Genomic DNA, 2,945 nt, shown 5'->3' with positions numbered 1-2,945 from the left:
TTGCTACATATTATATGGTTAAGTCCTCGATCTATTAGTATTCGTCAGCTCCACATGTCACCATGCTTCCACCTCGAACCTATCAACCTGATCATCTTTCAGGGATCTTACTAGCTTACGCTATGGGAAATCTCATCTTGAGGGGGGCTTCATGCTTAGATGCTTTCAGCACTTATCCCTTCCGCACATAGCTACCCAGCTATGCCCTTGGCAGAACAACTGGTACACCAGCGGTGCGTCCATCCCGGTCCTCTCGTACTAAGGACAGCTCCTCTCAAATTTCCTACGCCCACGACGGATAGGGACCGAACTGTCTCACGACGTTCTGAACCCAGCTCGCGTACCGCTTTAATGGGCGAACAGCCCAACCCTTGGGACCGACTACAGCCCCAGGATGCGATGAGCCGACATCGAGGTGCCAAACCTCCCCGTCGATGTGGACTCTTGGGGGAGATAAGCCTGTTATCCCCGGGGTAGCTTTTATCCGTTGAGCGATGGCCCTTCCATGCGGAACCACCGGATCACTAAGCCCGACTTTCGTCCCTGCTCGACTTGTAGGTCTCGCAGTCAAGCTCCCTTATGCCTTTGCACTCTACGAATGATTTCCAACCATTCTGAGGGAACCTTTGGGCGCCTCCGTTACACTTTAGGAGGCGACCGCCCCAGTCAAACTGCCCACCTGACACTGTCTCCCGGGTCGATAAGACCCGTAGGTTAGAATTTCAATACAGTCAGGGCGGTATCCCACCAGCGCCTCCACCGAAGCTAGCGCTCCGGTTTCAATGGCTCCCGCCTATCCTGTACAAACTGTACCAAAATTCAATATCAGGCTACAGTAAAGCTCCACGGGGTCTTTCCGTCCTGTCGCGGGTAACCTGCATCTTCACAGGTACTATAATTTCACCGAGTCTCTGGTTGAGACAGTGCCCAAATCGTTACACCTTTCGTGCGGGTCGGAACTTACCCGACAAGGAATTTCGCTACCTTAGGACCGTTATAGTTACGGCCGCCGTTTACTGGGGCTTCAGTTCAGAGCTTCGCTTACGCTAACCCCTCTCCTTAACCTTCCAGCACCGGGCAGGTGTCACCCCCTATACTTCGCCTTACGGCTTCGCAGAGAGCTGTGTTTTTGCTAAACAGTCGCTTGGGCCTATTCACTGCGGCTTTCCGTTAAGAAAGCACCCCTTCTCCCGAAGTTACGGGGTCATTTTGCCGAGTTCCTTAACCAGAGTTCTCTCGCACACCTTAGGATTCTCTCCTCGCCTACCTGTGTCGGTTTGCGGTACAGGCACCTTTTATCTCGCTAGAAGCTTTTCTTGGCAGCGGGGAATCAAAGACTTCGCTCCATAAGGAGCTTCCCCATCACAGCTCAGCCTTTACGATAAGCGGATTTGCCTACTTATCAGCCTAACTGCTTGGACGTGCACAACCAATCGCACGCTTCTTCTATCCTTCTGCGTCCCTCCATTGCTCAAACGATAAAGAGGTGGTACAGGAATATCAACCTGTTGTCCATCGCCTACGCCTGTCGGCCTCGGCTTAGGTCCTGACTAACCCTGAGCGGACGAGCCTTCCTCAGGAAACCTTAGGCATTCGGTGGACGGGATTCTCACCCGTCTTTCGCTACTCATACCGGCATTCTCACTTCTAAGCACTCCACCAGTCCTTCCGGTCTGACTTCACTGTCCTTAGAACGCTCCCCTACCACTGATACCATTGGTATCAATCCGCAGCTTCGGTGGTGTATTTAGCCCCGGTACATTTTCGGCGCAGAGTCACTCGACTAGTGAGCTATTACGCACTCTTTAAATGGTGGCTGCTTCTAAGCCAACATCCTAGTTGTCTAAGCAACTCCACATCCTTTTCCACTTAATACACACTTTGGGACCTTAGCTGGCGGTCTGGGCTGTTTCCCTTTTGACTACGGATCTTATCACTCGCAGTCTGACTCCTAAGGATAAGTCATTGGCATTCGGAGTTTGACTGAATTCGGTAATCCGATGAGGACCCCTAGTCCAATCAGTGCTCTACCTCCAAGACTCTTACACTTAAGGCTAGCCCTAAAGCTATTTCGGGGAGAACCAGCTATCTCCAGGTTCGATTGGAATTTCTCCGCTACCCACACCTCATCCCCGCACTTTTCAACGTGCGTGGGTTCGGGCCTCCATTCAGTGTTACCTGAACTTCACCCTGGACATGGGTAGATCACCTGGTTTCGGGTCTACGACCACGTACTAAACGCCCTATTCAGACTCGCTTTCGCTGCGGCTCCGCCTCTTCAGCTTAACCTCGCACGGGATCGTAACTCGCCGGTTCATTCTACAAAAGGCACGCCATCACCCGTTAACGGGCTCTGACTATTTGTAGGCACACGGTTTCAGGATCTCTTTCACTCCCCTTCCGGGGTGCTTTTCACCTTTCCCTCACGGTACTGGTTCACTATCGATCACTAGGGAGTATTTAGCCTTGGGAGATGGTCCTCCCAGATTCCGACGGAATTTCACGTGTTCCGCCGTACTCAGGATACATTCAAGAGAGAACGAAGTTTCGACTACGGGGTTGTTACCCTCTACGACGGACCTTTCCAGGTCGCTTCGTCTACCTCGTTCCTTTGTAACTCCGTATAGAATGTCCTACAACCCCAAGAGGCAAGCCTCTTGGTTTGGGCTATGTTCCGTTTCGCTCGCCGCTACTCAGGAAATCGCATTTGCTTTCTCTTCCTCCAGGTACTTAGATGTTTCAGTTCCCTGGGTCTGTCTTCCTTACCCTATGTATTCAGATAAGGATACCATACCATTACGTATGGTGGGTTTCCCCATTCGGAAATCTTCGGATCAAAGCTTACTTACAGCTCCCCGAAGCATATCGGCGTTAGTCCCGTCCTTCATCGACTCCTAGTGTCAAGGCATCCACCGTGCGCCCTTTCTAACTTAACCAAACTAAAA

At 51.6% G+C, this 2,945-nt stretch carries 1 rRNA gene; it reads right to left on the bottom strand.

Going from position 1 to position 2,945, the window contains the following annotated elements:
- Window positions 1-14 precede the first annotated feature (14 nt).
- Window positions 15-2,936: ribosomal RNA gene (locus tag MR112_RS28475) — 23S ribosomal RNA — on the bottom strand.
- Window positions 2,937-2,945 lie beyond the last annotated feature (9 nt).

The organism is Bacillus cereus group sp. BfR-BA-01330 (genome assembly GCF_022663885.1).
Taxonomy (GTDB): domain Bacteria; phylum Bacillota; class Bacilli; order Bacillales; family Bacillaceae_G; genus Bacillus_A; species Bacillus_A cereus.
This window is presented reverse-complemented; position numbering and strand designations above follow the sequence as displayed.